This window comes from Actinoplanes subglobosus, from assembly GCF_042650585.1.
Classification (GTDB): Bacteria; Actinomycetota; Actinomycetes; order Mycobacteriales; family Micromonosporaceae; genus Actinoplanes; species Actinoplanes subglobosus.
In genome coordinates this window covers 309,693-333,251 of record NZ_JBHSBL010000015.1, presented here as the reverse complement: position 1 = coordinate 333,251, position 23,559 = coordinate 309,693, and the positions used below count along the sequence as shown (strand labels likewise).

Sequence of the window (23,559 nt, the reverse complement as noted above, 5' to 3'; positions counted from 1 at the left end):
AATGCCGGATTCCACGCGACTGAGAACCCTCCTCACCGTGCTCCGCCCGCACCGCCGCACCATGCTGCTCGGCCTGATCCTCGGCCTGGCCGCCAATGCCGCCGGTCTGGCCACCCCGCTGGTCACCAAGTGGGTGCTCGACAGCTTCTCCGGCGGCATCGACCTGGCCCGCCCGGTCGCCGTCCTGGCCTGTCTCGTCGTCATCGGCGCGGCCATCGGCCTGTGGCAGTGGATCCTGATGGGCACCCTCGCCGAGCAGATCGTCCTCGACGCCCGCACCTCGATCGTCCGCCGCTACTTCCAGGCGCGGGTCCTCGACCTGCTGAAACGTCCGACCGGTGAGCTCGTCACCCGGGTCACCTCGGACACCGGCCTGCTGCACGCGGCGTCCGGCAGCCTGGTCGGGCTGATCAACGCCGGGGTCGGCCTGATCGGCACGCTGATCCTGATGGGCGTCCTCGACCTGCCGCTGCTGGCCTGCACGCTCGCCGCCGTCATCGTGGTCGGTGCCGTGATGAGCCGGCTCCTGCCCCGCATCGGGATCGCCCAGACCGCCGCGCAGGAGTCGGTGGGCCGGCTCGGCGCCGACCTGGAGGGCTCGCTGCGCGCCATCCGGACGGTCAAGGCGAGCCGCGCCGAGACCCGCCAGAGCGGCCGGATCATCGCCGCCGCGAGTGACGCCGCCGCGCACAGTGTCCGCGCGGCCCGGGTCTCGGCGGTCGTGTGGACCATCTCGTGGTCCGGTGTCCAGCTGTCGGTCATGCTGATCCTGGCCGTCGGCGCCTGGCGCGCCCACCTGGGCCTGCTCGAGGTGTCGACGCTGGTCGCGTTCCTGCTCTACGTGTTCCAGCTGATGGGCCCGATCAGCGAGCTGACACAGAACCTGACGGCCCTCCAGTCCGGCATGGCCGCGGCCGGCCGGATCAACGAGCTCGACGCGATCGGCCTGGAGCCGTCCGATCCCCCGGCGCGCCCGGCGCCCCCGTCCTCGACGGCCGGCCCGGTCCTGGCGCTGCAGGGGGTCACCGCCCGTTACGGTCCGGAGGCGGCACCCGCGGTCCGCGGCATCGACCTGGAGATCCCCCGGCTCGGTCACACCGCGATCGTCGGCCCGTCCGGCGCCGGCAAGACCACGGTGTTCTCGCTGCTGCTGCGCTTCCTGGAGCCGGAGCACGGCCGCATCCTGCTGGACGGCCGCCCCTACACCGAGTGGAGCCATTCCGACGTCCGGGGCCGGCTCGCCTACGTCGAGCAGGAGACCCCGGTGCTGCCGGGCACGATCGCGGACAACTTACGGTTCACCCATCCCGACGCGACAGACGATGAGGTACGGGCGGTGTTGTCCGCCGTCCGGCTCGAAGGCATCGACCCCGCCCTCGGTGCCACCGACGTGTCCGGCGGTCAGCGGCAGCGGATCGCGCTGGCCCGTGCGTTGCTGCGCACCCCCGAGGTGCTCCTGCTGGACGAGGCGACCGCCCAGGTCGACGGCCTGACCGAGGCCGCCGTGCAGGACTGCATTCGCGACCGCGCGGCGTCCGGAGCGGTCGTGACGATCGCCCACCGCCTGTCCACGGTCCTCGACGCCGACCGCATCGTGGTGCTGGAGGACGGCCGGGTCCGCGCCCAGGGCACCCACGCCGATCTGTACGCCTCCGACGACCTCTACCGCCGTCTCGTCGAGGCGCTGCGCATCGGCGCGGACACCTCCTACGTCTGATTCCCGTTCCCCAGCCCTGGCCGGCGGGCGAGCAGCCCGCCCGCCGGCGGCGTCTCCTCCTGGCGGAGCATCTCCAGCTTGCGCAGCAGGTCACGGGTGGCGGCGTCCGGGGACTGCGGCACCGCCACCTCCACCTCGACGTGGATGTCACCGCGGCCCTGCCCACCCCGGAGCGACCGGCCCCGGCGGTCGAAGAGCAACTCGTCACCGTCCTGCACACCGGCCGGGATCAGCACATGGGGTTGGCCGGGCACCGTGGTGATCTGGATCTGGGTGCCCAGGGCGGCCAGGACCATCGGCACGGCCACCCGGACGTGGACGTCGGTCCCGGAGCCTCCGGACGACGAACCCACGAGCGCGGCGCTCTCCTTGCGGTGCTCGGAGATCTGCCGGAGCAGCCGCTGCTCCTGGTCGGTCGGGTTCCTCGGCGTCCGCACGCACAGTTCCACGATCAGGTCGCCGCGGCCACTCCCGCGGCGGCGCGGCAGTCCCCGGCCGGGAATCCGGTGCGTGGTACCCGTCCTGACACCGGGCGAGACCTGGACGACCTCGTCACCGTCGAGGGTCCGCAGGGTCCGCCAGGTCCCGAGCGCCCCCGCCGTCATCGACAGGTCGACCCGGCAGTGCAGGTCGTCACCTCGACGCACGAACAGCTCGTGCGGCCGCTCGTGGACCTCGACGATCAGGTCACCGCTGGTCCCGCCGCCCAGCCCCGCACCGCCACGACCGGCCATCCGGATCTGCGAACCACTCCGCACCCCGGCCGGCACCGTGACCATGACCGTCCGGCTCGCCGTGACCCGCCCGCTGCCACCGCACGCCGGACAGGCCGCATGCTCGCCGGCGGGCCGGTGCTGACAGAGCACGGCCGTGTCGTAGGTGACCGGAGCCTCGATCCCGGAGACGACGTCCTCGAGATCCACATCCAGCCGCACCGTCGCATCGGCCCCGTCGGCCTTCTCCACCACAGGCCGCTCCACCGTCCCGGACCCGGCCCGCTCACCCGTGGCCGGCCCGGGTGCGACGACGGCCGTCCGCTCGCGGTAGCCCAGGAACACCGCCTGTCCGTCGGCCAGAACCACGAGATCACCGCCACCGGTGGCCGCCACTCCCCGCGCCGCCGTCGGCAGCGAGACCATGTCGACGACCCGCCGCTCGGCGACGTCCCAGACCGCCAGCTCGTCCCCACCGCCGACCAGCGCGATCAGCCGGTCGTCAGCGTGGAAGCACAGCGCCGCCCGCCGCGATCCCGCACCACCCACCGCCTGGCCCGGGTCATCGGCGCTGTCGGTGACCGTGAGACCGCCGGCGGCGTCGACCGACACCGTCACCGGCCGGCCGTCGACGTAGGCCGACGGGCGGTCACCGAACTCGTCCGTCAGGATCGTCCGGCCGCTCGCCATGTCGATCAGGAGGCCGCGCCACCCGTCGAGGTCGAGTGAGGCGACCAGCCGGCCGCCCATCGAGACCAGGCCGAGGTGGCGGCCCCGGCGGCGTTCGAGCCGCACCGCACTCAGCGGCGCTCCGGTCCGGCCGTCCCAGAGCCGCAGCACGTTGCGCCGCTCGACCGACGCCAGATAGAGCCGGCCGTCGTGATAGCCGTATGCCAGCTCCAGGATCGGAACGCCCCCGCCGCCGCGCTGCTCCGCGAGCAACTCTCCGCTGCGACGATGGATGCGCAGGCACCCGGTCCGGTCGCCGATCGCGATCAGGTCGGCCCCGGGAGCGGCGGCCACGGCCGTGACGTCACCCCCCACCGACCAGATCGGCCGCCACAGCGACGGCGGGCCGCCGGGCGGATCCGACAACCGCAGGGCCGCGTCCGCCGCTCCCCGGCGCACCGCGAACACCGCCAGCAACCGCCGTCGCCGCGGCACCGCGGACCCGGCGAGCCCGGTCACCCGCCGCAGATCGTCGGCGGACAGCCACGGATGGCCGTCGAGCAGCGGGGCGAGGGCGGCCGGGTCGGCATGCACGAGGTACTCCGGGTCGCCGGTCAGCGCTTCGAGACGGCCGGCGTCCGCGGCGTGCTGGCCGGCGTGCCGCAGCAGGTAGGGCTCGGCGAGATCCCATCGGCAGCGCGGCCCGGCCAGCGCCTCGAAGAGCACCCCGAGGTCGGCCGCCCCGGCGCCCTCCCGCTGCGAAGGCCGGGCGCGGAGGTGATCGGCGAGCCCTTGATGAAACAGCCGGTACAGGGTCGTGCCGTCCACATCGGTGGCCCGGTGCAGATAGAAGCGCGCCTTGTCCAGCGCCTCGACGATCTCCAGGTCAGCGGTGGACCGGGAGCCGTCGGCCGGCCGGGAACTCCCCCGCGCGTGGGAGTGAAGCGCCGACCGGAAGGCGCGTGCAAGCTCCGGAATGTCCTCGGGCGAGGTCTCGCCCCCAGGCCCGGAGTAGTCAGCCGACTTGGATTCGTAGAACTTCTTCAGGGTCTTCTCGAAATGAGCCAGCGTGCCGTTCTTCTCGACGATATCGACGAGAGCGGCGACGTCATCCTTCGTCAGAGGGCTGCCGGAGATGGTCGGCGCACCGTCGTCCAGCGCCGGGGTGTCACCCGACGCTGCGGCGAGGGCCCGAGCCACCTGACCGATCAGCCGGACCGGCATGCCGTCGCCCTTGGCGTGGGCCACCGCCGCCAGGACCGGCCGCAACCATCGGTTGCCGGACTGGCCGGCGAGGTCGAGTTCGAGCAGTTCGGGCAGGGTCAGCGGGACCTGCCGCCCGAGCCGCAACGCGTCCTCGTTGGCCGAGATGGGTGGATGCCCGACGACGAGATGATGGGTGTAGAGGCCGGCGACCAGGAACTCACCCCAGGCCCGCCGGTTGCCGTCGTCGCGGGTCAGGGTCTCGGCGACGGCCGACGCGAAGGCCTGGCGGGCCCCCGAGTACTCGGGGGAGTCATACGGCTGGGCCCGGCGCAGCAGGTGACTGACGTAATACTCCAGGTCGTAGCGCAGCTGATCGGCCGGCACCAGGTCGAGGTCGACGAGCCCGCCGGCCTCGGCGGCGATCTCGCGCAGCGGCTCGAAATCCTTCCACGGGCGCATCGCCACGAGCAGCCGGCAGATCGGCCGCCCGTCCGCCCGCACCCCCTCGGCCAGGGGCATGAGCAGCCCCGACATCACCGCCTGCGGGTCGACCGCCTCGTCCAGGGCGTCGATGACGATGACTGGCGGCTCACGCCGGGCAGCGATCGCGGCGACCGGGTCGGCGTGCTCGCCGGGCAGGGAGAGCTGCCGGACCAGGGACTGCCGCAGGTCGTCGAGGGAGCGCTGCCGGGCGTGCAACGCCGCCAGGGCGGGGTTGGCGTCGGGTGGGCGGTCGATGTGGTCCCAGATCGGGCGGGTCGGCTCGCGCAGCACCGGGTGGGCGGCGCAGACCAGGACGCCGAGCAGGGCGGACTTGCCGACGCCGGGGCTGCCGGTGACGACCCGGACACGCACGTCGTCGCGGCCGTCGAGCCAGCCGGCGAGCAGCAGGACCTCGCGGCGGCGGCCCTGGAAGGCGCCCTGCTGGAGGTGGCCGCGGCCGAACGGGCCCTGACCGCCGGCGCGCTCGGCGAAATGCCACGGGTCGACGGCCTCGTCGAGGTCCTCGAGGAACGGGGCGAGCGCCCGGTCGACACCGGGCCGGGCCCGGGCGCCGGCCTCCTGGTAGCCGGGATTGGGGAAGAACGGCAGCTCGTCAGGCTCGGCGGAGATGTCGACGACGCTGCCGGTGACCTCCTGGGGCAGGGCGTCCCGCTCCTCGGCGAGGCGGCGCACCTCCCGCCGGACCTCCCGGGCGACGGTGGTCAACGGGATGTGCCGCAGCGCCGGGTCGATCTCGATGCGGCGCTCGGCGAAGTCGCCGAGGACGTTGACCACGGCCTCGCTGAACCGGCCGTTGAAGGCGGCCCGGTCGGGGCCGCAGGCGGCGATCACCCAGGCCCGGTTGCCGCCGCCGGCGACCGACATCTGCCAGCTCAGCCGGGCCGCGGCGCCGGAGTTGCACAGGTCGAGCAGGAACAGGGTGAGTGGCGCGCCGGGGATGTCGGTGATCTGCCGCAACCAGTGGCCGATCTCGGTGGACTCGTGATGACTGCCGTCGACGCCGACGGCGTAGAGCCCGCCGGTCGAGGAGACGAAACCGTGGGTGAGCAGGTGGACGACGAGGACACCGTCGGGGCCGAGGGATCGCGCGGCCGACCAGATGCCCTCGGCGAGGGTGGCGCCGGTGAGCGCGGTGTCGGGCGGGGTGGCCGGGAGGTAGCCGAACCGGGTGAGCATCGCGGCCATGGCGGCGGTCCGATCGGGTGCGAAGGCGAGGCCCCGCCAGCCGTCCGAGCCGAACGTGCTGATCCCGATGACCAGCGCCTGCCGCAACGGTGCCGCCTTCCCCCGGGGTGAAATGACGAACCGTCATCGTAGTCCCCCGGGGGACGGGGATCACCGACTGTCCACAGTTGATCTCACAGCGATGAGCGGGCGGCGCACACGGCGGGGCCGCAGCTGCACGACGGCGACCGAGGCAAGCACCAGCACACCACCGATGAGCTGGGCGGGTGTCAGGAATTCGCCGAGGACGACGGTGGCCAGGGTGGTGGTGACGACGGGTTCCACGGTGGAGAGGATGGCGGCCGTCGACGGGCCGGTGCGGCGCAGCCCGGCGAAGAACGTCAGGGACGCGAGCACGGTGGAGACGACGGCGATGCAGGCCACCCAGAACCAGCCGGCCGCGCCGAAGCCGAGGTCCACTCCCCCGGTGATCATGGACTTGCCGGCCAGGGCGATCGCGGCGCCGGTCATCACCAGGGTGGCCAGCAGGACGGGTGACACGCTCTGCAGGACGCGGTCCGAGGCGAGGATGTAGATCGTGTAGGTCAGCGCCGCCCCGAAGCCGAGCGCGGCACCGAGCGGGCTGAGCGCGCCGGCGCCGGCGCCGAGCAGGACGAGCAGGGTTCCGGCGGAGGCGACGGCCAGGGCGAGGCCCCGGCTGCGGGTCATCCGGTCGCGGCGCAGCAGCACCGCGGCGGCGGTGACCATCAGGGGGTACGTGTAGAGGATCAGCGACAGCAGCGAGGCGTCCATCACCCGCAGCGCCTCGAAGTAGAGCGTCGCCTGGGTGGCGAACCCGACCGCGCCGAGGGCCAGGGCGACGACCACGGTCCGTGTGCCGGGCCGGGGCACGGGCCGCATCGCCAGGAGCCCGGCGAGGATCAGGGCGGCGAGCACGAACCGCACCAGGAGCAGGGCGGACGGGGAGACTCCGGCGTCGTACGCGAACTTTCCGAAGATCGGCATGGCACCGAAACCGGCGGCCGAGAGCAGGCAGAGCAGTGGACCCATGCGGAAAGCATCGGGCCTACAACTATGCAGGTCCAGTGACGATTCCTGGAGATGAATCGTTAGGATTCGTGCATGGTCGGGTTGGATCTGCGCCGCCTCCGGTTCCTGCGCGAGTTCGAGGAGCGCGGCACTCTCGGTGCTGTCGCAACCGCGCTCGGCTACAGTCCGTCAGCGGTCTCGCAGCAGCTGACCGTCCTGGAGAAGGAGGTCGGCACGCCGCTGCTGGAGCGGGCCGGGCGCGGGGTGCGGCTCACCGACGCGGGGCGGCTGCTGGCGCAGCACGCCCGGATCCTGCTGGCCGCGGCCGAGGCGGCGACGTCCGACCTGGCGGCGCTCGGCGGCGACGTCCGGGGTACGGTCCGGGCCGGCGGCGTCCAGTCGGCCGCCCGCCACCTGCTCGTCCCGTCGCTGGCCCGGATGGCCGCCGAGCATCCGCTGGTCCGGATGGAGGTGTCCGAGCTGGAGCTGGAGCAGGCCCTGCCCGGTCTGCGCACCGGTTCGGTCGACCTGGTGATCAGCGACGAGTACGACGGTCATCCCCGCCCGCGCCCGCCCGGCATGCGGTTCGCACAGCTGCTGTCCGAGCGGCTGCTCGTGGTGCTACCGGCCGATCATCCGCTGGCCGCACCCGGTGGCCCGGTCGCGCTGGCCGACCTGCGGGACACGGTGTGGGTGTCCTCGGACGAGACGACCGGTCACCACGCGATGATCGTCGGCAACTGCCGGACGCTCGGCGGCTACGAGCCGGACGTGCGGCACCACTCCAATGACGCCGACGTGCAGCTCGCGGTGGTCCGGCACGCGGCCGCCGTCGCCCTGTTGCCGCTGCTCAACCTGCCTCCGGTGGACGCGACACTGGCCTACCGGCCGGTGGCCGAGACCGATCTGGGGCGGCGGCTGTTCACCGTGACCCGGGAGGGGCCGCGGTCACCGGCGCTGACCGCTTTCCTCCAGGTGGTGACCGATCAGGCGGACGGCCTGCGTGACACTCGCCTGCGTGGCGGGGAGCAGCGGTAGCCGTACCGCCGAAGTCGGAATGCGACCCTGCGCGTGCAGGACCCCCTTGACCACCGTGGGGTTGGGCTCGGCGAACAGCGCCCGGGAGAGGTCCGCGAGCGGCCCGCCGAGACGCCGGGCCCGGCTGACGTCGCCGTCTCGCCAGGCGTCCGCCAGGTCGGCGAAGGACCGGGTCGCCACGTGCGCGGAAGCGAGGACACCACCGTGCGCACCGGCCGCGAGCATCGGCGAGATCAGCGGATCGTCCCCGCCGAGCAGCGCGAACCCGGCCGGCAGATCGCCGAGGACCTCGACGGTCCCGGTCGCGTACTTCATGCCGATCACCCCGGGGATCGCGGCCAGCCGGCGGATCGCGGTGATCGACAGCTCCTGCCCGGTCCGGTACGGCACGTGATAGATCACCAGCGGCACGTCCCCGGTCAGCGCCTCGAAATGCGCGACCACCCCGGCCTCACCCGGCCGCACGAACGGCGGCACCAGGCTGAGCGCCGCCGTCACACCGGGCCGGGCCGCCAGATCAGGGCGCGCGCCGACGATCAGCGGCACCCCGCGCTCCCGCGCCACCTCGGCCGCCACCTCGACGACGGCCTCCTGCTCGGCCGCGGTCAGCGACCCCGGCTCACCGGTCGTCCCGAGCGCCACCAGCCCCGACGCTCCGTCGTCGAGGACCTCCCGGGCGAGACGTCCGAGGGCATCGAGCGCGATCGTGCCATCAAGACCAAAGGGCGTGATCAGGGGTACGAAGATCCCGTGCAATTCCATGCCGAAAGCCTCGACCGGATCGAGCATCAGGTCCAGTTCACGTTCCTGAAGTGATACGTAAGCTGAGCTGATGCTCGACGTGCGCCGTCTCCGCCTGCTCCGCGACCTGTCCCGCCTCGGGACCATCGCCGCCGTCGCGACCGCACACACGTACACCCCGTCGGCCGTCTCCCAGCAGCTGTCCGCCCTGGAGCGGGAAGCCGGGCTGCCCCTGCTCGAACGCACCGGCCGCCGGGTCGCCCTCACCGCCGCCGGCCGCCTGCTGGTCCAGCACGCCGAGACCGTCCTGGCCGCCCTCGAACACACCGACGCCGCCCTGGCCGCCGCCCGCACCGGGCTCACCGGCGAACTGCGCATCGGTGCGTTCCCGTCGGCGATCCGCACCCTGCTCACCCCGGCCCTGATCACGCTCGGCGAGCAGCACACCGCCCTCGACCTGCAACTGACCGAGCTCGACCCGGCCGACGTCCCGGCCGCCCTGCTGGAACGCCGGCTCGACGTGGGACTCACCCAGGACTACGACGTCGTGCCGCTGGAGACCGGCCCGGGGCTGTCCAGCGTCCCGCTGCTCGACGAGACCGTCCACCTGGCCGTCGCCGCCGGCTCCGGCATCGGCACACTGCGCGAAGCCGCCCGGTCCGGCTGGATCCTCGCCGGCCCCGGCACCCTCTGCCACACCGCCACGCTGAAACTGTGCGACACGGCCGGGTTCACGCCCCGCGCCCGGCACCGGGTCGACGACTTCGGCACCGTCCTCGCCCTGGTCGCCGCCGGACAGGGAGTCGCACTCGTGCCGCAGCTGGCCACCGACCGGATGCCGCCAGGCGTACGCCTGCTGCCCCTGCCGACCCGGCGCCGCACCCGGATCGCCTACCGCACGGGCACGGCCGCGCATCCCGCCGTGGCGGCGTTCATCGCCGCGCTGCCGCCACTAATCTGATCACCGTGGATGGCGTCCAGCTTCTTCTCATCATCGGAGTCGGGATCGCCGTCACAGCGGTCGCCCGGCGGCACCGCATCGAGCCTGGCTGGGTGATCGTCGTGCTGGCCGCCGCGGCCTCGTTCCTCCCCGGGATGCCCCGGCTGGAGCTCGACAGCGAGCTCATCCTGGCGCTGGTCATCCCGCCGCTGCTCTACTCGGCCACCCGCGGGGCGTCGTTCGCCGCGTTCGGGGCCAACCTGCGGGCCATCATCTACCTCGGTGTCGTCGTCGTGGTGCTGACCGCCGGGTTCCTCGGCTGGCTGTCGACGCTGCTGCTGCCGTCCATCGGGGTCGCCGCCGCATTCGTGCTCGGCGCGATCCTCGCCCCGCCGGACACCATCACCACCGTGTCGCACGGCCACGAGATCGGGCTGCCCCGGCGGGCCACCTCGATCCTCACCGGCGAGAGCCTGGTCAACGACGCCACCGCGCTGACCCTGTTCACCCTGGCACTGGCCGCCGTCGACGGGGCGCACACCACCTGGCAGGGCGGATTCCGGGAACTGCTGCACGCCGCCTCGGTCGGACTGGGCATCGGTGCGGCGTACGCCCTGGTCGGCCTGTTCATCCGGAAACGACTCGGGAACCCGACGCTGGAGACGTCACTGGTGCTGCTGCTGCCGTTCACCGCGTTCCTGACCGCCGAGGAACTGCACGCGTCCGGCATCCTCGCCGTCGTCATGGCAGCCTTCTCGATGAGCGTCAACCTGACACTCGACCCGAAACACCAGTACCCCGGCGGCTATCTCACCCGGCTCCAGGAGGAGCAGGTGTGGCGGGTGCTGGACTTCCTGCTCGAGACGTTCGTGTTCGCGTACATCGGACTGCAGGTGAAGTTCGTCCTCGACGAACTCTCCGAGGACGGCGACCCCGGACTCGTCCGCACCCTGGTCGCGGCCGGGGCGCTGCTCGTGGCCGCGATCCTGTTCCGGTTCGTGGCGGTGTTCGCGCTCTTCGGACGGTGGCGGCTGCGGCACCGGATGGCTCTGCGGCGGGCCGACCGCGATCCACGCTACCGGCAGGCACGCGAGGCCCGCCTCCAGCGACGCCGCAGCCGGCCGCTGCCACCACCCACGACGAAGGAGACGGTGCTGGTCAGCTGGACCGGCATGCGCGGCATCCTGACCCTCGCCGCCGCGGCAGCCGTGCCCGCGCTGACCGCCTCGGGCGAACCCTTCCCCGGGCGGGACGCCATCCAGGTCATCGCGCTGATCGTCACCCTCGGCACGCTGCTGATCCAGGGCACCACCGTCGGCTGGCTGGCCCGGCGCCTCCGATTCGACCTGGCCGGCGAACACGCCGAGGAGGAACGCCTCCGCTCCCGCGGCCGTGAGATCGCGGCCGCGGCAGCCACCACACCGGCCACCGACGTCGACGCGTCGTTCGAGGCCCAGCGGCTGGCCCTCGGCCGGGCCGTCCACGAGCAGCGGCTGACCGAGGACGTCGCCCGCGAACTGATCGAGGAACTCGACCTCCAGCAGGCGGCCCACCACACCACTCCCGGCACCTGACATCCGCCGCCGGCCCTCCGGGCACGGTTGCCGCCCGCGGGCTCTCCGGGCGCGCATACCGCCCCGGCTCCCCAGGCGCGCTTGCCGCCCCGGCTCCCCAGGCGCGCTTGCCGCCCCGGCTCTCCGGGCGCGCATACCGCCCCGGCTCCCCAGGCGCGCTTGCCGCCGCTGGCCCTTCGGGCGCAACTTCCGCCGCCGGCCTACGGGGCGCGATCGCCGCCCCAATACCCTCCCGGGTGCGCCTACCGCCCCAGGCGCGCTCGCCGCCGCCTGAACCTTTGGGCGTGATTGCCGACCGTGAGCCTCCCGGGGCGCGCTTGCCGCGCCCCCTGGCTCTCCGGGTGCGTTTGCCGCCCCCTGGCGGGCGGCGAACGAACCCGGCGGGATCAGCGGGCGACCAGGGCGGCACGGCCGGTCGCTTCCCCGAACGGCCGCCGGCTGCCCACCCGCCCCAGCCTTTACCGACGGCAACCCTCCCGCCGCCGATCTTGATCGATAGACCACCGCTTCCGGTGGAAATCCACTCAAGATCGGCGGGTTCGGCGGGCGGCGCGCCGACGGGCCAGGACGGGCGCGGACGGCGCTTAGCCGGATCGCGGTTGCGTGACGCGGTGAGTGTTCCGCGTGGCAGCGCAAACAAGTGACGCGGTGAGTGTTCCGCGTGGTGGCGGGTTTGTCAGGCGCGGGCGGCGAGGGCTCGGCCCGCCTCGACGGCGGCCTCGTGGGCGGACTTGCGCATCACGGCCGCGGTCTCGGTGAAGGCGTCGAGGGCCGGGTTGACGCCGACCAGGGTGAACTCGCGCTCGATCAGGGTCAGGTCGGCGCCCCAGATGTCGCCGACCACGCGGCGCAGGTAGTCGGTGTTGTGGTCCCAGCCGTCGCGCGGGGTGCCGGGGCCGTACGCGCCTCCGCGGGTGGTCAGGACGACGACGGGCTTGCCGTCGAGGAACTTCTCGCCGTTCTCGCCGCCGGCCATGGCGAGGTCGAACCAGGTCTTGACGTGCTGCGATACGCCGTAGTTGTAGAACGGCAGCGCCAGGATCGCGGCGTCGGCGGAACGCAGTTCGTCGGCCAGTTCGCCGGCCAGGGCGACCGCACTGTGGTGGGCATCACTGCGCTGGTCGGCGGGCACGTAGGCGGCCTGGATGGCGGTGGCCCAGGCGTCGGCGGGCAGCGGGCTGGCTCCGATGTGGCGGCGGACGATCGAGACGTCGCCCAGTTCCTTCTCGACGAGGTCGGCGAGCTCGGTGCTCGCGGAGTTCGGGCCCAGGATGCTGGCGTCGATACGCAGAACGGCCATCGAATTCTCCAAATATCATGCCAAGTCCGGATCAGGTGGACTTGAACGTTCAAGACGAAGCATGACACCGCAAGTGTTGAACGTTCAAGATGTTGATCGCGTATTCTTCTGAACCGTGAGCGATCCCACAGCCGCACCCTGGCTCTCCGACGACGAGCGCACCGCCTGGATGGCGCTCACCGCGGTGCTCACCAGTCTTCCGCCGGCGATCGACGCCCAGCTCAAGCGGGACGCCGGGATCAACTTCTTCGAGTACACGATCCTGTCCTCGCTGTCGATGGCGCCGGGTCGTGCCGTACGTATGGGGAATCTCGCCCACCTGGCCGCCGGATCGCCCTCGCGCCTCTCGCACGCCGTCTCCCGCCTGGAGAAACACGGCTGGGTCGCCCGGCGGACGTCGACCGACTCCACCGAGACACGCTGCGTCGAAGCGGTTCTCACCGACGCCGGGTGGGAGGCGGTCGTCGCCACCGCGCCCGATCACGTCCGCGAGGCGCGCCGCCTCGTCTTCGACGTCCTCACCCCGGACCAGGTCACCCAGTTGGCCGCGATCGGCCGCCAGCTCCTGATGTCAGCCGCACCCCATTTGTCCTCGTGCCTGGGCGACAGACCCGCCCCCGGCGCCTGCTGAACCCGATCGCGCCTGCGCGAAGAGGAGCACGGACGCAAAGAGAAACGCGGGCGCGAAGAGAAACGCGGACGCAAAGAGAAACGCGGACGCACGAAAAACGCGGACGCACGGGAAACACGAGGGCGAGAAGAGCGCGAGCCTGGCGGGAAGTGCGGGTGGCTGTAGCGAGCTGCCGGGATCGTGATCCGCGTTCGCGAGCTGTCGCTGGGGCACCCCATCGGCCACTCGAAACTGTCTGGGCGACGGCTCGCGAACTCGCGGTGACGGTACGGCGAGCGATGACCGCGGGAGGTGTCCGGAAAGCGGCGCGAAAGGGACGGTGCCGCGCGGTGTCAGGTGGCGATCGTGCGTAGGGTTTCCAGGACTGTGCGGACCGCTGCCCGGTGCAGCGTCTCCGGCCTGGTCAGGACGTCGATGTGCCGGACCGCGGGGATCCCGGCGAGTGGCCGTAGCACCAGCCGTGGATCCGGTGTCGTGGTGCGACCGGGAAGCAGCGCCAGCACCTCCCCGGCCGCGACCACCGACGCCGCGACGGTGAACTCGTTGATCCGGTGCCGGATCTCCAGTGGCCGGCCGGCGGCCGCCGCGATCGCCGTCAGCACCCCGGTCAGCGGGAACCCGTCGTGCACGCTGATCCACGGCCATGCAGCGGCGTCGGTGGCGGTGACCGGCAACCCGGCGGCGGGCAACGGCGACCCGGCGGCGGTGATCGGGGAGCGGGCGGCGGTGATCGGGGAGCGGGTGGCGAGGGGGTGGCCGGCGGACATCGCGACGTACAGCGGCTCCGCGATCAACGGGATCACCGTGAGACGGCCGGTGGGCCACGGTGGACTGTGCGCCAGCCGGTGGGCCACCACCAGGTCGTGGTCGCCGACCAGGGCCGGGAAGTCGGCGTGGGCCACGTCCCGGTCGGCGAATCGGACCGGCGGCCCACCGGTCGCGGCGAGCCGGGTGATCAGCGGGCCGAACCAGGTCAGGCCGGCGCTGTGGAACGCGGCGACGCTCACCGGTGTGCCGGGGTCGTCCAGGTGGTCGCCGACCGCACGGGCGGCCCGATCCAAAGCGGTCATCACCTCGACGGCGGCGGTGGCGAGAGCCCGGCCGGCGGCGGTCAGCACCAGGCGGCGGCCACGGCGTTCGGTGAGCGGGACCGGGGCGGTCCGCTGGAGGGTGTTCAGCTGCTGGGACACCGCGGACGGGGTGATGTGCATCGCACGGGCCACCGCGGCGACACTCCCCCGCTCGCCGAGCTCCCGCAACAGTCTCAGGTGATGCGGATCCACAAGGCCCCACTACATCGTCGGTTCAGTGGTTGGCGTCTTGTCTACCGTATCGGCGGGTACCAGGCTTGGCGGACGTGACCGGTGACCTTCTCCTGCTGGCCGTGGCCGTCGTCTGGGGCAGCAGCTATCTCGCCGCCAAGACCCTGGTGGCGGCGGCCGGCGTGCTCGTCGTGCTGGCGTTGCGCTACCTCGTGTCGATGCTCGCGATGCTGCCGCTGATGTCCGGGCGGCGGGTGACCCGGCGCGAGCTCGGGGTCGGGGTGCTGCTCGGCTGCACCCAGGCGTCGATCCTGGTGCTGGAGACCTACGGGGTGTCGCTGACCAGCGCCACCAACGCCGGGGTGCTGATCAGCCTGACCATCCTGCTCACGCCGATCATGCAGGGCGGTCTTCCGGGACGGTTCTTCGCCGCCGCCGGTGTCGCGACCCTCGGGGTGTTCCTGCTGGTGGCGGGGCCCGGGTTGCGTACCCCCTCGGTGGGTGATCTTCTGATGCTCGCCGCCGCGGTGGTCCGTGCCGCGCACGTCAACCTGTCCGGGCGGCTGAGCCGGCCGTCGTTCGACACGGTCACCCTCACCACCCTGCAGACCGTGGTCGGCGCGGTCGTCTTCAGCGTCGCGGCGTGGCCGCTGACCACCCGTGGCCTCGGGGCCGGCGAGTGGATGGGCGTGCTCTACCTGGCGCTGGGGTGCAGTGTCTTCGCGTTCGTGGTGCAGCTGTGGGCGATCCGGCGGACGTCCCCGGCGCGGGCGAGTCTCCTGCTGGGCACCGAGCCGGTCTGGGCCGTACTGATCGGAATCAGTCTCGGCGGGGAGCACCTGAGCGTTCTCGCGGGGATCGGCATCGTGCTGGTGCTCGCCGGGACCTGGTGGGGTCAGCGGGTGGAACGCGCCTCCAGGGCGCGGATCACCGCGGCCATGTCCTCACCGCCGAACCCGGCGGCGTCGGTCTCGGCGTAGAGGTCCCGGCACACGTCGAGCAGCGGCGACGCGATCCCGGCCTGTCGTGCGGCGCCGACCACGAGGCGGCTGTTGTAGAGCACGTCGCGGATCGCCGCCTGCACGTCGAAGTCGCGGTCGCGCAGCTTGCGGCCCTTGACGCGAGAGACCACGCTGGCCATCGGCCCGGCGTCGAGCGCGGCCAGCAGCGTCGCCGGGTCGAGGCCGTGCCGCCGGGCGAAGTGGAACGACTCGGCCAGCCCGGTGACCATGCTGATCAGGAACGTGTTGACGGCCAGTTTCATCAGCAGCGCCCCGGGCACGTCGCCGCAGCGCACGATCTCCCGGCACATCGGCCGCAGCACGTCCTCGACCTCCGGGCCGCCTCCGGCGATCATCACCACCAGGTCGCCGGTCTCCGCCGGGCCGCGGGACCCCGAGACCGGAGCTTCGGCGTACGCCCCACCGGCGCCGATCACATCAGCGGCGAGCCCGGCCGAGTACGCCGGAGCGGTGGTGCCCATGTGCACGACCGTCCGCCCGGCGACCAGCTTCGCGAAGGACCCGGTCCCCCGTCCCAGCACGTGGTCGATGACCCGGTCGTCGGCCAGCATCAGGATGATCGTCCCGGCCGTGGCGAACACCTCCGCCACGTCGCCGGCGACCACCGCCCCGGCCTCCCGGAGCGGCACGGTCCGCTCCGGGCTCCGGTTCCACACGATCAGGTCGGTACCGGCCCTGGCCAGGTTGAGCGCCATCGGCTGGCCCATCACCCCGAGCCCGACGAATCCCACGGTCACGCTCTGACGGTACGACGCCGGCGTCGCCACCACCGCGGTCCAATCCGAACGTCCTGGCCACTTCGCGAGCCGTCACCCAGACACCCTCCGAACACCCCGCAAACCCGCCTGAACGACGGCCGGCGAAGTGGAACGTCAGGCCAGGACGGCCTTGATGGTGTCGGACTCGCTGGTCACGGTGTCGGCGCTGATCAGATCGCTCGCCTTGGCGGTGAGGACCGCGGCCCGGGTCGCCAGGATCGACGCCGCCTTGCCACTGGTGTACAGGCTCGCTTTGAGGTCGGTGAGCGCTTTGTCGTACGACGCCTTGAAGCTCTTGTCGGCGTTGAACCGGGTGACCAGGATGTTGCTGCGCCCGCCGAAACCACCACCCCCGCCGTTGCGGCCGCCCTGCTGCTGGCCGCCGGCCGGCGGCTGGCCCTGACCGCCACCGCCGGCGGGAGCGCCGCCCCCACCGCGGTTGCCGCCACCACCACCCATGCCGCCGAACGCCAGGTTGTGGTCCCACGCGACCACCGTGAACTGATCCTTGTCGGTCGTGTACCGCAGGTAGGAGTTGTTGCCCGGCCCGTCGATGTCGTCGGTGTTCTTGATCAGCTCCTGGAAGGCCAGGTAGTTGGCGAACGCCGCGACGTCCAGGTGCTTGGACAGATCGGAGGCGAACGTGTCGTCGTCGGACTCGTTGATGAACTTCAGGAACGCGGCGAGCGGGGCGATGTTCGGATTGTCGGAATCGGTCTCCTGGTCGAAGACGTCCTGGTAGCTGTCGGCGTCGTCACCGCGGTAGGAGTAGTCCCCACCGCTCTCCGCCTTGTAGAGGATGCCGGCCGACGAGAAGTTGTCGGCGTCCCACTTGTCGGCCGGGTTCTCGATGATGAGGCGCAGTACCTCGCTGCCGCCGTTGACACTGAGCCGGGTGGAGGCCGACTTCTGGGTGGCGAGCCCGGCCACGGCGAGCAGTTCCAGGGCGACGGCCTCGTTGAGGGCGCTGTCGGTGTTGTTGGAACGGACCACGAACTCGGTGTATCCGCCGAGCTCCTGCCCGTCGTTGTACTTGTCGAGCCGGACCAGCCACGGCAGGTCCTGTGGGTTCTCCGCGGAGATGCTGCCGCCCGGCCCGCCGCCGCCCCGGTTGCCGGTGCTCGCGGTCGCGCCCGACTTGGTCAGCCCGCGCAGGGTCGAGTTGCCCTTGAGGCGCATCCCGGCCTTCTCGAAGGTGGTCCCGTCGATGGTGACGGTCGCCTCCAGCCACTCCTTCGACTGGTCGTTGAGGTAGGCGTCGATCACCTTGTCGTAGGCGTCCTGGTCGAAGGTGAACTCGATGTCGTGGACCTGGGTGGCGTCGAAGAGGCCGCTGCCCGCGGTGGCGGTGGTCGATCCGGACGACCCGGCGGCGGAGGAGCCGTTCGAGCATCCGCCGGCGACGGCCAGGCCGACGGCCCCGAGGAGGGCCGCTCCGAAGGACCGGCGGGACAGGGTGTGAGCGGGCATGCGGGCCGTCCTTCGTCGTCAGGGAGCTTGACGACTCAAGGAAAGGCCGCTTGCTGAGGATCTGGTTGTGCCGAGGCTGTGCGTCGCCTGTAAAACCGGACCGCCAGCACGATCAGGAAGACGGTCATGAGTGGCGCGCCGGGGAACTTCACGAAACGGGGCAGACCGCCGCCGTCGGGCAGGACCGAGAAGGCGGCGACGATGGTGATCCACATGAACGCGCTGGTCCGCACGGTGACGGCGGCGAGCAGGGTGAGCGGCCACATCACATACCACGGGTGGAAGACCGGCGAGAGCAGGACCACGGCGGCCATCCCGAAGGCCGCTCCCCGCAGGGCGGCCCGCTCCCGGTCCGCGGCGCGCAGGGTCGCGACGACGAGCATGACGAGTACGGTCGTGAGCGCCACCAACGCGACGGCGCGGACGGCCGGCACCGCGTCGAAGCCGGGGAACAGGGCCTGGCCCGCGTAGGTGAGGGTCATGCCGATCGCGGTCGGCGGCGAGGTGAACTGGATGATCGTGGTGCTGCCCTGCATGGCCGGCACCCAGCCGAAGCCCAGTCCGCTCGCCGCGGTCACCGCGAGCAGGGCCGCCACCGACGCGCCGCCGACCAGTGCCGCCGCCCGGGCGAGCGGGCCGATCTCGGCGCGCATCCCCCGCCAGCCGCCCGCTTGCTCGTCTCCCTCTCCGGTACCGATCGCCCGGTGGGTCGCGATCAGGGCCGCGAACGGGATCACGACGATCGCGGTGGCCTTCACGGCGAACGCGAGTCCGAGCAGGACACCTCCGGTGATCAGCGGGAGCGGGCGCGCGTCCGCTCGTACCACCAGGAAGAGGCCGGCCACCAGCAATCCGATCATGACCGCGTCGTTGTGCGGCGCGGCCAGCATGTGCGCGCCGATCAGCGGCCCGGCGAGCGCCACCCAGATCGCGCGCTCCGGCGCGATGCCGCAGCGGCGCGCCAGCGCCGGCAGGCAGGCCGCGACGACGACGATCGCGGCCAGGGTGATCAGGCGGAACACGACGATGGTGCCGGTCAGCGACTGGCCCACGGCGACCGCGGCGCCGGCGATCAGGAGGAACAACGGGCCGTACGGGGTGACGGTGTCCCGCCAGATCTCGGCGACCGTCCCGAGCCAGGTGCACGGCAGCGCCGAGACGCCGAGCCGGTAGGGGTCGAGCCCGTGCGTGAACATCTCACCCTGACAGGCGTAGGAATACACGTCGCGGCTGCCCATCGGCGGCACGAACAGGAACGGCAGCAACCAGAGGAACGCCGTCACGGTCGCCCAGCGCAGGGACGGGACACGGTCACGCAGGGTCCACCAGGCGTAGGCGGCGAGGCCCGTCCCGAGGAGCCAGAGTCCGAGAATGATCGGCCCGTAGGTGCCACGGGCGACACTGAGCGGCGTGGCCTCCAGATCGGCGCCGGGCAGCGCACCGCCCAGCCAGCCGGCGCCGGCCAGCATCAGCGATCCGGCCAGCCCCAGCCACCGGAGTGAACTCGTCCCCATAGCCGTCGAGCTTCGCGCATCGGCACGGGCGCCGGTGCACCAGGGTCGTGCGGTCAGCGGATCACCCGGTACCGCACGTGGGTGGTCAGCGACGCGGCGTCGACGCCGGCGCCGAACCCGTCGACCGAGACGGACATGGAGGCGGTGACGAAGGCCATGACCTTCCTCTCAGCGGAACCGGTCGGTGACGGCCACCCGGTCATGTCAGTCCACCGGAGCGTCCGAGGACCGGCGGTCGGGGGTCAGGTCGGGGCGGTAGGCATGCAGCCAGGCGCCGAGCCGGCCGGACTCCCAGTCAGCCTCGAACGGGGTGAACGGGACCTCGCGCAGCGGCTCGTCCGTACCCGGCCGGCGCGGTCGGCGTCTCTCCGCCGCCCGCGCCAGCTCCTGCGCGAACGGGGACGCCTCGGGACGGACGGTGACCGCGCCGACGCCGACCACGCCGTCGTCGCCCCGCCCAGCCGTGCCGGTCGCCCCGGCCCGGGTGACAGCGGTCACCCCCGACCACGGGATCTCGGTGATCGTCACCCTCTCCTCGAACGTGATGCCGTCCGGCGAGACGACCAGCGCCCGGCGGGCCAGATTGCGGCGGTGATCGGTGCGGACCAGCAGCAGCCACACGCCGGTGGACACGATCGCGACGACGGCACCCCACAGCACGTCGTGCGGGACGCTGAAGAGAATGCCGACCACGATGAGCGACAGCACCCAGATCGCGACGAACAGCACCAGGCCGGTCGGAAGCCAGCGGACCAGGCTGTCGCGGGCGCTGACCAGGTTGGCGAAACGCTCGGGCTGCTCGAAACCGGGGATCGCCCGGCCGTGTTCGACGTCCATCCGGAGCACGATAGTCGCCACGGTCGATCCACCGGACACGCGGTAGCCGGACCGCTACACGACGGCGGCGACCTCGTCGCGGGTGAGCCGGCCGTCCGCCACCACGACGGTGATCTCCCTGGTCAGGGGCACGCCCGGTTTCACCGTGAGGACGTCCTCCCAGGCCAGGGCGGCGCAGACGCCGTTGTAGTCGCCGGTCCGGGCGAACCAGCGGTCGGCACCGTCGAGACCGGTGAAGACCAGGGTGTACGCGTCCTCGACGGACAGTGCCAGCCAGGGGTCGGCCGAACCGTGCGACTCGCCACCGGACGGGGTGAACGCCACCGCCTCGCCCTCGGTGGCGCGCCAGAAGAAACCACCGTAACCCGCTCCGCCGGTGCGCCCGTTCGTGGCGGGGCTGCCGATCGTGACCTCCGCCTGGGCGGGGGCGCTCAGCGCGTACCGGAAGAAGAGCCGCCAGCCTCGCGCCGCCGGGCGGGCGGTGACCGAACGCTGCTCGCGCAGCAGGAGCCGGCCGGCGGCGTCGGTCCACCGCAGGTTCTCGGAGAAGCCGCCGGGAAGCGGCGTGCGGCCGTCGGAGACGACGCGGCCGTGATCGTCGCGCCAGACGTAGCCCTCGTCGCGCACGTAGGTGCGGCCGCCCCAGACGTTGACGCCGTCGACGTCCTGCATGGTGACCGAGACCCCGAGGTGCCAGGGGTGGTCCTGCGGAAGCTCGTCGGTGACCACGGCCCCGCCGAGCGTGCGGACCGGGTGCAGATAGGGGCGGGGCGCGAGACGGACGTCCAGCTCGGGGGCGTCCACATAGGTGGCCACCCGGGTGCCGTCCACGTGCAGCTCGGTCATTCGTCCCCCACCATTTCAGGAAAGCGCTTTCCGGCAGCCTAGTCGCCCCGAACCGGGACCGGCAAGCGGTCCGACTTACCCACCAACCAGGTGAACCGGCCCCGGAACCCGCCACCGGTACCGGAGAATCAGGGCTTCAACGGAGGGGACAAGAAGATGACCGGCCCGTTCACGGTGTGCAAGCACGACGACGGCGACGGCGGCGTACGGATCATGGTCAGCGGCGAGATCGACCACGACGTCAGCGAGGCCCTCAGCCTCATCCTCATCAACGCCGCCGAGCAGAACACGGTCCGCCACCTCGTGGTCGACCTCGGGACCACGACGTTCATGGACGCGGCAGGGGTGCGCAGCCTGCTCACCGGCCGCCAGGTGGCGCTCCGGCACGGCCGGCACTTCACCGTGGCCAACGCGCGGGACAACGTCCGGGCCGCACTGCTGGCCGCCGGCGTGGCCGGGATGCTCTCCCTGGACCAGGGCGCCGTCACCGCCTGAGATCCTCCGCGGGGTACGGGGTGCGCTTACCGCCGTGCCAGAGTTCGTCGAAGAAGTCGCCGAGGACCAGCGTGACCGGCAGATGGCGTACCACGACCTCGGTGGCCGCGTCCGGCAGACCGAGACCCGCCGGATCCGCGGCATGCCGCCGGAGGCGGTCCTTGACCTCCGGCCACGGGACGTCGAGCAACTTCGCGACCAGCCAGCGGGTCAGGTGGCTACGCGTGTAGGCGTCGTCGTAGCCGTCGTGGCGGCGCTGGAACTCCGCCTCGGCGGCGTCGAAATCGAACCCGGAATGGGCCGCCAGCCCGAAATCGGCGAAGTAGATCCGCTGCCCGTCGGTCAGCAGATTACGGAAGTGCGCGTCGAAATGGGTGAGGCCCCGCGAGCGCATGAACGTGACACCCTCGTCCAGAGCACGCTCGACGAACGCGTACGCGTCATGGTCGCCGGCGGCCGCACGTCCGGTCAGCCACTCGTCGACGGTGTGCGGGAAGCACTCCATGAACAGGACCACCGCCGCCGACGCCGCGCCGATCCCGGTCAGCCGTGTGCGGACCGCCTCGTCGCCGTCCCAGTGCTCCACCCAGCGGTCCAGTTCGGCCGGGTCCATCGGGGCCGGCGTCTGCGGGATCACGCGCCAGTGGTGGACGAGCGGGAAACCGTGGTACCCGCCGTCCAGCACCCACCGGGTCGTCATCGTGTGCGTGGCGAGTTCCCGCCAGGCGCCGAAACCGGCCGAGCCGATGCCGTACTGGTAGAAGGGCGGCAGGCCGAAGAGGTTCGCGGTCGATCCGGCGTTCGCCGGGAGCCGCTCCCGGTCGGTGAGCGGCACGAGCTTCGCGAAGACCGGCACACCGTCGACGATCACACGTGCCGTGCGCCCACCGAAACCCGCCGTCGTCTCCCCCAGCAGCGCCGTGATGCCGGCGTCGTCCAGCGCGGCCAGCCGCCGTGACAGCCCGTCATGCCGGGCCACCCGCTCCTGATCATGCCCCACCGTCCACACTCTAGAGCGCCTCCCGAATCCGGGTCGTCACCACAGTGAGGATTACCGTCGCGTGATTCTCTGCTAACGTCGGGATCGGCGTGGCCCACGCCCAACCTCCAGCGACCGTCCCCGACGCGCGGTCCCTCGACGGAGGCAAAGGGATCCAGATCTCGGGTCGCTGTCCTGGTTCGTTCGTCTCGGACGATCCGATCGCTCGGGGGGTCGGCGCCCGAGACAGCGGAGGGCCAGATGACAGCCGACAGGAACCTCAAACGCCGGGTTCGCGCCCGCGCCGCCAAGACCGGCGAGTCCTACACCGCTGCGCTGCGGCACTTCCGCACGACTCCGCAAGGAGAACCGATGCGACTGTCCGTCACCCAGCTCATCGTCGAACTCCGGGAGATCCGGGCCCTCGCCGCCGAACTGCGGCTGTGGACCGTTCTCGGGTCGGTCCATCCACTCACCCCGCCCCGCCGACCGCATCTGAGCCTCTACGTCATCTCCGACAAGGGGCGGATCGTCACCCGGTACGACGAGCGGATGCTGTCGAACACCAAGGTCAGCCACATGTACACGCCCGGGGCGGCGCCGGTCACCTGCACCGTCGACGGGGTGCGGTTCGGGCTGGCGCTCGGCATGGAGGCCACCTTCCCGGAGGTGTTCCTCGAATACGAACGTCTCGACGTGGACTGTGTCCTGTTCTCCACGCACGGGCCGGGGGTTCCGTTCGCGTTGCAGGCGCAGGCACACGCGGCCGCCAACAGCTACTGGGTCAGCTACGCGGGCACCGCGCAGGACGCCCCGAACGCCCCGTCCGGCATCGTCGGGCCGGGCGGGAACTGGCTGGCCCGGTGCGCCCCGTCGGCGGACTACGCCGTCGTCACCACCGACCTGGACCTCGCCGCCGAGAACCTCGCCCGGCCTTGGCGGCGAGTCGCCCGAGGCGGCCTCTACACGTCCTACCAGGCCACCGACGACCCGCGAAGCCTCGACCGGGCCGGTTCCTGACTCCGCCGTGAGCCGCCCGCTCCCAGGCATCGGGCCGGAACCGGATCGCGCGGCTCGCGGCATGCCGGCTGTGGAAGGTGGCTGCCTCTCAAGGCCGGGAGACAGCCAC

Annotated in this window: 19 protein-coding genes; 8 read left to right on the top strand and 11 right to left on the bottom strand. The window is 72.1% G+C overall.

From position 1 onward, the window contains the following. Positions 1–37 precede the first annotated feature (37 nt). Positions 38–1,717, top strand: a complete 1,680-nt coding sequence (locus ACFO0C_RS16230) for an ABC transporter ATP-binding protein (RefSeq protein ID WP_378067452.1) — start codon at positions 38–40, stop codon at positions 1,715–1,717. Here the strand turns inward: ACFO0C_RS16230 and ACFO0C_RS16225 are convergent. Continuing rightward, on the bottom strand, positions 1,708–6,081 hold the full coding sequence (locus ACFO0C_RS16225) for a DnaJ C-terminal domain-containing protein (RefSeq protein ID WP_378067451.1): 4,374 nt from the start codon (positions 6,079–6,081) through the stop codon (positions 1,708–1,710). The two genes, ACFO0C_RS16230 and ACFO0C_RS16225, sit on opposite strands and share 10 nt — an antisense overlap. A gap of 63 nt (positions 6,082–6,144) precedes the next feature. Then, positions 6,145–7,044: a DMT family transporter gene (locus tag ACFO0C_RS16220; RefSeq protein WP_378067450.1), complete on the bottom strand. Its 900-nt coding sequence runs from the start codon at positions 7,042–7,044 to the stop codon at positions 6,145–6,147. A gap of 72 nt (positions 7,045–7,116) precedes the next feature. On the opposite strand from ACFO0C_RS16220, the gene ACFO0C_RS16215 reads away from it, so the two are divergent. Continuing rightward, entirely contained in the window at positions 7,117–8,061 is a 945-nt protein-coding gene (locus ACFO0C_RS16215; RefSeq protein ID WP_378067449.1) for a LysR family transcriptional regulator, read from the top strand. On the opposite strand, the gene ACFO0C_RS16210 is transcribed toward ACFO0C_RS16215, so the two are convergent. Then, the gene (locus ACFO0C_RS16210) at positions 7,972–8,823 is read right to left on the bottom strand and encodes a dihydrodipicolinate synthase family protein (protein ID WP_378067670.1); all 852 of its coding nucleotides are present in this window, start codon (positions 8,821–8,823) and stop codon (positions 7,972–7,974) included. The genes ACFO0C_RS16215 and ACFO0C_RS16210 overlap by 90 nt on opposite strands. Positions 8,824–8,893: 70 nt before the next feature. Here ACFO0C_RS16210 and ACFO0C_RS16205 point away from each other — a divergent pair, with 70 nt between their 5' ends. Together ACFO0C_RS16205 and ACFO0C_RS16200 are read left to right on the top strand one after the other, a co-directional pair. After that, positions 8,894–9,763, top strand: a complete 870-nt coding sequence (locus ACFO0C_RS16205) for a LysR family transcriptional regulator (RefSeq protein ID WP_378067448.1) — start codon at positions 8,894–8,896, stop codon at positions 9,761–9,763. Between the two features lie 5 nt (positions 9,764–9,768). Continuing rightward, complete coding sequence (locus ACFO0C_RS16200; protein ID WP_378067447.1) at positions 9,769–11,316, top strand: cation:proton antiporter; 1,548 nt, start codon at positions 9,769–9,771, stop codon at positions 11,314–11,316. A gap of 676 nt (positions 11,317–11,992) precedes the next feature. Here ACFO0C_RS16200 and ACFO0C_RS16195 read toward each other — a convergent pair. Beyond that, a complete protein-coding gene (locus ACFO0C_RS16195) occupies positions 11,993–12,616 on the bottom strand; it encodes an FMN-dependent NADH-azoreductase (RefSeq protein WP_378067446.1) in 624 nt (207 codons plus the stop codon). Positions 12,617–12,731: 115 nt separating this feature from the next. Here ACFO0C_RS16195 and ACFO0C_RS16190 point away from each other — a divergent pair, with 115 nt between their 5' ends. After that, positions 12,732–13,247: a MarR family winged helix-turn-helix transcriptional regulator gene (locus ACFO0C_RS16190; RefSeq protein WP_378067445.1), complete on the top strand. Its 516-nt coding sequence runs from the start codon at positions 12,732–12,734 to the stop codon at positions 13,245–13,247. Positions 13,248–13,579: 332 nt separating this feature from the next. Here the strand turns inward: ACFO0C_RS16190 and ACFO0C_RS16185 are convergent, their stop codons facing one another. Beyond that, positions 13,580–14,530 carry a LysR family transcriptional regulator gene (locus ACFO0C_RS16185; protein ID WP_378067444.1) on the bottom strand — a complete coding sequence of 317 codons (951 nt, stop codon included), beginning with the start codon at positions 14,528–14,530 and terminating at the stop codon, positions 13,580–13,582. A 74-nt stretch (positions 14,531–14,604) separates the two neighbouring features. Between ACFO0C_RS16185 and ACFO0C_RS16180 the strand changes: the two genes are divergently transcribed. Then, a complete protein-coding gene (locus ACFO0C_RS16180) occupies positions 14,605–15,489 on the top strand; it encodes a DMT family transporter (RefSeq protein ID WP_378067443.1) in 885 nt (294 codons plus the stop codon). On the opposite strand, the gene ACFO0C_RS16175 is transcribed toward ACFO0C_RS16180, so the two are convergent. The 5 genes from ACFO0C_RS16175 to ACFO0C_RS16155 all read right to left on the bottom strand — a co-directional run bounded on the left by ACFO0C_RS16175 (position 15,405) and on the right by ACFO0C_RS16155 (position 20,956). Next, positions 15,405–16,298: an NAD(P)-dependent oxidoreductase gene (locus tag ACFO0C_RS16175; protein ID WP_378067442.1), complete on the bottom strand. Its 894-nt coding sequence runs from the start codon at positions 16,296–16,298 to the stop codon at positions 15,405–15,407. The two genes, ACFO0C_RS16180 and ACFO0C_RS16175, sit on opposite strands and share 85 nt — an antisense overlap. 105 nt (positions 16,299–16,403) lie before the next feature. Then, positions 16,404–17,759 carry a CotH kinase family protein gene (locus ACFO0C_RS16170; RefSeq protein WP_378067441.1) on the bottom strand — a complete coding sequence of 452 codons (1,356 nt, stop codon included), beginning with the start codon at positions 17,757–17,759 and terminating at the stop codon, positions 16,404–16,406. A 35-nt stretch (positions 17,760–17,794) separates the two neighbouring features. Further along, positions 17,795–19,273 (bottom strand): polyprenol phosphomannose-dependent alpha 1,6 mannosyltransferase MptB, encoded by a 1,479-nt coding sequence (gene mptB / locus ACFO0C_RS16165; protein WP_378067440.1) that lies wholly within the window; start codon positions 19,271–19,273, stop codon positions 17,795–17,797. Between the two features lie 204 nt (positions 19,274–19,477). Next, a complete protein-coding gene (locus ACFO0C_RS16160; protein ID WP_378067439.1) occupies positions 19,478–20,110 on the bottom strand; it encodes a hypothetical protein in 633 nt (210 codons plus the stop codon). Positions 20,111–20,164: 54 nt separating this feature from the next. Then, positions 20,165–20,956 carry a DUF6807 domain-containing protein gene (locus ACFO0C_RS16155; RefSeq protein WP_378067438.1) on the bottom strand — a complete coding sequence of 264 codons (792 nt, stop codon included), beginning with the start codon at positions 20,954–20,956 and terminating at the stop codon, positions 20,165–20,167. Positions 20,957–21,112: 156 nt separating this feature from the next. Between ACFO0C_RS16155 and ACFO0C_RS16150 the strand changes: the two genes are divergently transcribed. Further along, the gene (locus tag ACFO0C_RS16150) at positions 21,113–21,451 is read left to right on the top strand and encodes an STAS domain-containing protein (protein ID WP_378067437.1); all 339 of its coding nucleotides are present in this window, start codon (positions 21,113–21,115) and stop codon (positions 21,449–21,451) included. On the opposite strand, the gene ACFO0C_RS16145 is transcribed toward ACFO0C_RS16150, so the two are convergent. Continuing rightward, positions 21,441–22,451, bottom strand: a complete 1,011-nt coding sequence (locus ACFO0C_RS16145; protein WP_378067436.1) for a serine/threonine protein phosphatase — start codon at positions 22,449–22,451, stop codon at positions 21,441–21,443. The genes ACFO0C_RS16150 and ACFO0C_RS16145 overlap by 11 nt on opposite strands. Before the next feature lie 240 nt (positions 22,452–22,691). Here ACFO0C_RS16145 and ACFO0C_RS16140 point away from each other — a divergent pair, with 240 nt between their 5' ends. Next, a complete protein-coding gene (locus tag ACFO0C_RS16140; protein ID WP_378067435.1) occupies positions 22,692–23,450 on the top strand; it encodes a carbon-nitrogen hydrolase family protein in 759 nt (252 codons plus the stop codon). The last annotated feature ends 109 nt before the right edge of the window (positions 23,451–23,559 follow it).

What these genes read in the sequence shown, in the direction of transcription:
- ACFO0C_RS16155 (WP_378067438.1), bottom strand. Translation starts at nt 20,956, where the DNA reads ATGACCGAGCTGCACGTGGACGGCACCCGGGTGGCCACCTATGTGGAC.
- ACFO0C_RS16195 (WP_378067446.1), bottom strand. Translation starts at nt 12,616, where the DNA reads ATGGCCGTTCTGCGTATCGACGCCAGCATCCTGGGCCCGAACTCCGCG.
- ACFO0C_RS16210 (WP_378067670.1), bottom strand. Translation starts at nt 8,823, where the DNA reads ATGGAATTGCACGGGATCTTCGTACCCCTGATCACGCCCTTTGGTCTT.
- ACFO0C_RS16215 (WP_378067449.1), top strand. Translation starts at nt 7,117, where the DNA reads ATGGTCGGGTTGGATCTGCGCCGCCTCCGGTTCCTGCGCGAGTTCGAG.
- ACFO0C_RS16220 (WP_378067450.1), bottom strand. Translation starts at nt 7,044, where the DNA reads ATGGGTCCACTGCTCTGCCTGCTCTCGGCCGCCGGTTTCGGTGCCATG.
- ACFO0C_RS16140 (WP_378067435.1), top strand. Translation starts at nt 22,692, where the DNA reads ATGACAGCCGACAGGAACCTCAAACGCCGGGTTCGCGCCCGCGCCGCC.
- ACFO0C_RS16150 (WP_378067437.1), top strand. Translation starts at nt 21,113, where the DNA reads ATGACCGGCCCGTTCACGGTGTGCAAGCACGACGACGGCGACGGCGGC.
- ACFO0C_RS16205 (WP_378067448.1), top strand. Translation starts at nt 8,894, where the DNA reads ATGCTCGACGTGCGCCGTCTCCGCCTGCTCCGCGACCTGTCCCGCCTC.
- ACFO0C_RS16160 (WP_378067439.1), bottom strand. Translation starts at nt 20,110, where the DNA reads ATGGACGTCGAACACGGCCGGGCGATCCCCGGTTTCGAGCAGCCCGAG.
- mptB (WP_378067440.1), bottom strand. Translation starts at nt 19,273, where the DNA reads ATGGGGACGAGTTCACTCCGGTGGCTGGGGCTGGCCGGATCGCTGATG.
- ACFO0C_RS16170 (WP_378067441.1), bottom strand. Translation starts at nt 17,759, where the DNA reads ATGCCCGCTCACACCCTGTCCCGCCGGTCCTTCGGAGCGGCCCTCCTC.